General features: G+C 41.9%; 5 protein-coding genes. 4 read left to right on the forward strand and 1 reads right to left on the reverse strand.

Annotation, left to right across the window (positions count from 1 at the left end):
- The coding region (locus tag F6K37_RS31475; RefSeq protein ID WP_287254478.1) for a helicase-related protein at positions 1-560 on the forward strand (560 nt) is incomplete at its 5' end.
- A gap of 257 nt (positions 561-817) precedes the next feature.
- On the opposite strand, the gene F6K37_RS31480 is transcribed toward F6K37_RS31475, so the two are convergent.
- The gene (locus F6K37_RS31480) at positions 818-2,242 is read right to left on the reverse strand and encodes a PPC domain-containing protein (RefSeq protein WP_008180155.1); all 1,425 of its coding nucleotides are present in this window, start codon (positions 2,240-2,242) and stop codon (positions 818-820) included.
- A gap of 267 nt (positions 2,243-2,509) precedes the next feature.
- Between F6K37_RS31480 and F6K37_RS31485 the strand changes: the two genes are divergently transcribed.
- The 3 genes from F6K37_RS31485 to F6K37_RS31495 all read left to right on the forward strand — a co-directional run bounded on the left by F6K37_RS31485 (position 2,510) and on the right by F6K37_RS31495 (position 5,025).
- On the forward strand, positions 2,510-3,649 hold the full coding sequence (locus tag F6K37_RS31485) for a hypothetical protein (RefSeq protein ID WP_287254481.1): 1,140 nt from the start codon (positions 2,510-2,512) through the stop codon (positions 3,647-3,649).
- A gap of 195 nt (positions 3,650-3,844) precedes the next feature.
- Positions 3,845-4,324, forward strand: a complete 480-nt coding sequence (locus F6K37_RS31490; protein WP_287254483.1) for a DUF1822 family protein — start codon at positions 3,845-3,847, stop codon at positions 4,322-4,324.
- A gap of 440 nt (positions 4,325-4,764) precedes the next feature.
- Entirely contained in the window at positions 4,765-5,025 is a 261-nt protein-coding gene (locus tag F6K37_RS31495) for a hypothetical protein (RefSeq protein ID WP_008180145.1), read from the forward strand.
- Positions 5,026-5,205 lie beyond the last annotated feature (180 nt).

Here is a 5,205-nt window from a genome sequence, read left to right on the forward strand (position 1 = left end):
AATTAAGGATTTTGCTAGATTTACTGGCTCAGCATTACCCAGAGAAGATGTTAATTTTTACCAATGGTAATGCTACACTTTATCGCATTTCTCAAGAGTTATTGATTCCCGCGATTACTCATCAAACCCCAGTCAAAGAGCGTCATGATATTTTGAAGCGATTTCGGGAAGGAGAGTATCGCTGTTTAGCGGCATCCCATGTGTTGAATGAGGGAGTCGATGTACCCGATGCGCGAGTGGCGATTATCTTGTCAGGAACTGGTTCATCTCGGGAGTATATCCAGCGCTTGGGTCGGGTATTGCGTAAAGGTAAAGATGGGGAGAAGGTGGCGTTATTGTATGAAGTAGTAGCCGAGGATACCTCTGAAGAACGAACCTCTTGGCGTCGCCATGGTGGTGGTAGCAAGAATGAACCGCGAAGGCGCAAACAGCCCGAACGGGCGAAGACCGGTAAGCAGTTGGAGCTCTTGCCAGAGCAGGGTTATCAGGTCAAGCCTAGGAGTAGCCCCAGGGCGGCTGAGTCCAAGGGGAAGTGGGGAGATGAGGATGATGAGTTTTAAGTGGGATGATCAGGTGATAATCGAGTATTTTTGGGATGGGTTAGTGATTCCTATGTAACAATATTGCTTGAACAATATTGCTTGAAACTGGTATAAGTTGTATAATTTATCTTAGGACTTACTAAGCCGACTAAACCTTCTAAGTCCTAAAATAGTATATTCCTCAAAAGAAGACCGGGTGATCTGGTGATATAGTACTAGATATGAATGCAACTTGGTATCAACAACCCTTTCACCAGGTCTTAAATGTTTAAGATTCACAGGTCAAGAGTCAGAGTGTAGCTGGTATCACCACTGAACTGATAGACTTGGACGAAGTAGTCACCAGGAGAGTTAATATTGATTGATTCTGAGAGGCTGCCACCACGAGTTGAAGTGTCAATGACCTCGCCACTGTCAACCAGACCATTGTTATTAGAATCTCGGATTACTTGCAGATCAGCGTCACTACTGAGTCCAGTAAGGTTAATGTTGACCCCCTCAAATAATCCAATCGAAAACTCGTAGGTATCAGTGGTATCTGTGTCACCTACAAAACCACTTAGGCTCCGGTCTGCTGACAAGTCACCAAAATCCTGTTCTGTGTGAAGTATGTTACTACGATCGGAGGTGGATAAAGCGATATCGTAGGAGACAGAGCCAGAGCTACCTGGAGCATAGCGCTCCACTTCGGCAAAGTATAGACCAGTCACTTGATCAGCAAGGTTAATGGAGTCATCACTATTGCCTCCTATCCTGGAACTGGCAATTTCCTGATCTGCTGAATCAAAAATGCCATTGTCATTGCTATCCCGAAATACTCTGAGATCAGCATCGTCCTCAGCACTGATATCAGTGAGGGCAATATTGATGTTGCTAGTTCCATTAAGACGGAACTCGAAAACATCTTTCGGGTCATCTGGCGTCAGAAACAAATTGTTGCGGGTGACGGGAGTGTTTGTTAAAGTACCTAGGTTAAAGGTGTTAGATAAGCTCAGATTGTAGGAGACAGAGCCAGAGCTACCTGGAGCAAAGCGCTCTACTTGGGCAAAGTAGAGACCACTCCCTTGATCAGCAAGGTTAATTATGTCATCACTATTGCCTCCTATCCTGGAACTGGCAATTTCCTGATCTGCTGAATCAAAAACGCCATTGTCATTGCTATCCCGAAATACTCTGAGATCAGCATCGTCCCCAGCACTGATATCAGTGAGGGCAATATAGATGTTGCTAGTTCCATTAAGACGGAACTCAAAAACATCTTTGGGGTCATCTGCGCTGACTGAGAAATTGTTGCGGGTGACGGGAGTGTTTGTTAAAGTACCTAGGTTAACGGTGGCAGATAAGCTCAGATTGTAGGAGACAGAGCCAGAGCTACCTGGAGCATAGCGCTCCACTTGGGCAAAGTACAAACCATTCCCTTGATCAGCAAGGTTAATTATGTCATCACTATTGCCAGAGTTGATGGAACTGGCAATTTGCTGGTCTGGTGAATCAAAAACGCCATTGTCATTGCTATCCCGAAATAGCCTGAGATCAGCATCGTCCCCAGCGCTGATATTAGTAAGTGCTATACCAATATCTTTGGTACCATTGAGGCTAAAGGTAAAGACATCAGTGGGATCAAATACAGTCAGAGAATTGGAAGAAGTGAAAGAATTGGTTTCTAGACCACTGAGAGTTCCAAGGTTAAAAGTACCCATTGTTTTTTTCCCTGATAGTAAGGTTTTGAATTTAGTTAGAGTAAGTAATTCTGCTTTATGACTTACAGAACACTATGAGCAGTTTTGCCATCAAGAGCATCAAGGCTTTTTGATTGCCCTCACTATGTTAATCACTCCGAAAATCCAATTTTTCTACAATTTTATATAAAGTTTTGTAACTATTCCAAAATATAAAGTTTTGTAACGAATTTCATAAAACTTGGAAACTACCCTGATAACTAATTACACAAGCATTCCTGAATGGTCATGAGCAAGCAAATTCAACATCTGGTGATTAAATCAAAACAAGATACGATTGAAAATCAACAGCGGTATCAGGTTTTGGCAGAACTAGTTGAGCATATTTTGCGTACCCGTAAAGTGTGTCGCCCACGGCCAGGTCACCCTCTATCTGGCATCTATCTAGAGATATATCAGACCGTACAGGAGCAGCTCAACCATCAACTTGAGGAGGATATTGATAGCCCATATCTACAAATGACTTCTGAAAAGGAGTTGGCCTCTTGGCGGGATAGTCTTTTTAAGAAGGTACTCGACGAGAGTCGTCTTCAGCAGCTAGCCCTAGAAGCACAACGGCATCAACCCCATAGCCCAGAGCGATTTTATGCCTTAACGGAATTGCTCAATGCCATTAAGCTTTCCGGTAAGCTTTGCTATCGAGGCAAATTTTCCCCTGAGGTCTATGATGATGCTGTGAATCGGACATTGTATTATGTCTATCAAAACCTCAATCACTACAATCAAGCAAAAGGGAAATTTATAGCCTGGGTCAATTATCGCCTTGATAAGATGTTACAAAAGGCTCAACAAGACCTCAATGACCCATTTATCCAAGCTCAATCTGGCAAAATTGTCAGAATCAAATATCAGTTGAACGCTCTGATTAAAAGCACCAAACTAGATTCTGTGATTTTTTGGATCACACTAAGCATTAAAGGCTTAATTATAGACAAGACCCAGATCAGTAACGTTACTAAAATTCTGATGGTCTTATTGTTGTTGTCCCAGTTAATCGCAAAAGACCGGACAAAGGGAGATTCATTAGTCTTTGAGATGGCTAAAGCCTCTCTGCCTTTCTCCTCAAACTTTTCTGAGCTGACTGGGGAATCGATGACCATAGAGACTGTGGCACAACCGGAAACAGAACTGACGTTGTATGACCAGCTCAGATACTATTTTAAAGCAGACCCGGAAAAGCTCTTACAGAAACATATCAAAAACCATCCTTCCGCCACATTGCAAGTGATAGGGTTAGCCTACCTCGACGGAAAAAAATGGCAAGAGATATCGGATTCTTTAGGAATTAAAATTTCATCCCTGAATAACTTCTTTCAACGTAATATTAGGAAATTAGCCCCTGAAATCAAGAGATATATAGAAGAATAAATGGGATAAAAATTGTATAAAAAAATACAGGCTTGTCCAAATCTGTGCTTAATCTGCTCAATACATAAACTTAGATCACCTGTAGGGGTTAAAGGGAATTATTCCTCTACCTATAGGATGATACCTATTATAGTTGATAATTTATTGGTAAAGCTAAACTAGAGGGATTGCTCAGTCACACTAGTCTGTCAAATTATGGTCACACTACCAGAAGCAGCCCATCAGCTAGCAGAAAAGCGTTGCCAACAGCAATCTAATCTGGAAAAAGCCGAACAGGTTTATCTCAATACCTTGGTGGTGTATGCAGTCAATGAGTACTTACAGGGTCTAGGATTTGAAACTGACTTAGAGTCTAGTGATAGCCAGAAAGAGATCATGCAGACATTCCTAGATGTGGCTGATTTAGTGGTTAAAAATTACGGCAAGCTCGAATGTAAACCAGTCTCACCAGATGCTGAGTTCGTTTACGTCCCAGAAGAAGTTTGGCAAGATAGAATTGCTTATATAGCGGTGCTACTGAATCACTCCTTGACAGAAGCGAAACTGCTGGGATTTGTGGAAAATGTCGCAACTAATGAGTTACCGTTAAGGAAGTTGCAGCCGATGGCAGATTTTCCAGGATACCTTCAGGATTTACCGAGAAAATCAACTGATAGTCGAGAGGTTGTCTGTTGAAGGTTGTCTGTCAGAATGGAGAATGCAGAATGGAGAATGGAGCATGGAGCATGGAGCATGGAGCATGGAGAATGCAGAATGGAGAATGCAGAATGGAGAATGCAGAATGGAGAATGCAGAATTACAAATTCTAAATTCTAAATTCTAAATTCTAAATTCTAAATTCTAAATTCTAAATTCTAAATTCTAAATTCTAAATTCTAAATTCTAAATTCTAAATTCTAAATTCTAAATTCTAAATTCTAAATTCTTAATTCGGCACTGCTCACCCTACAATGAATCACTTGGGATCTGGGGATAATAATTAACTCAAACGATTGATGTCTGGTGGGCACTACCCACCCTACGATTCTAGAAAAAAATAAAGTTTTGTAAATTAACCCATAAAAATTTCAGCTCAGCCAGATAAGTAAGCAGGTCAGTCTTTCTAATTGATAGCCATGAAAGAGCAAATTAGGCAGCTGGTATGCCAAGTGCAAAGGTACCCACGAGATACTCAAGAGCGGCAGCAAGCTTTAGGAAAACTGGTTAAGCAAATTTTGCGATCGCGTAAAATTTGCCGCCCATCCAAAGGTCAACCCCTATCTGGTATTTATTTAAATACTCTGGCAGTGTATGCAGTTAACTTTTACTTGCGGTGTTTGATACTCCCATCGCTAAATCGAACGCGCCCCGCGTCGGGCAAAGCCCGAAGATTATAGCGTTCCCGTAGCGGCTCCTAGGTCGCTGGGATTATTAAGAGTATAAAACCCTTAAAGGCTGAACCAAACAGCCTCTACACCCTCCGTTCGCGTAGCGGCGACCTAGGAGCATCAAATCATCGGGCTTACTTTTTCAAGATTTTTGATGATTTAAGTTTCTAGCAGAGGCTTTTCAGCTTG

The sequence above is a fragment of the Moorena sp. SIO4E2 genome, from assembly GCF_010671945.1.
Lineage (GTDB): Bacteria > Cyanobacteriota > Cyanobacteriia > Cyanobacteriales > Coleofasciculaceae > Moorena > Moorena producens.

Bases quoted from the DNA above. Each gene is read 5' to 3' on its own strand.
- F6K37_RS31480 (WP_008180155.1), bottom strand. From the start codon at position 2,242: ATGGGTACTTTTAACCTTGGAACTCTCAGTGGTCTAGAAACCAATTCT.
- F6K37_RS31485 (WP_287254481.1), top strand. From the start codon at position 2,510: ATGAGCAAGCAAATTCAACATCTGGTGATTAAATCAAAACAAGATACG.
- F6K37_RS31495 (WP_008180145.1), top strand. From the start codon at position 4,765: ATGAAAGAGCAAATTAGGCAGCTGGTATGCCAAGTGCAAAGGTACCCA.
- F6K37_RS31490 (WP_287254483.1), top strand. From the start codon at position 3,845: ATGGTCACACTACCAGAAGCAGCCCATCAGCTAGCAGAAAAGCGTTGC.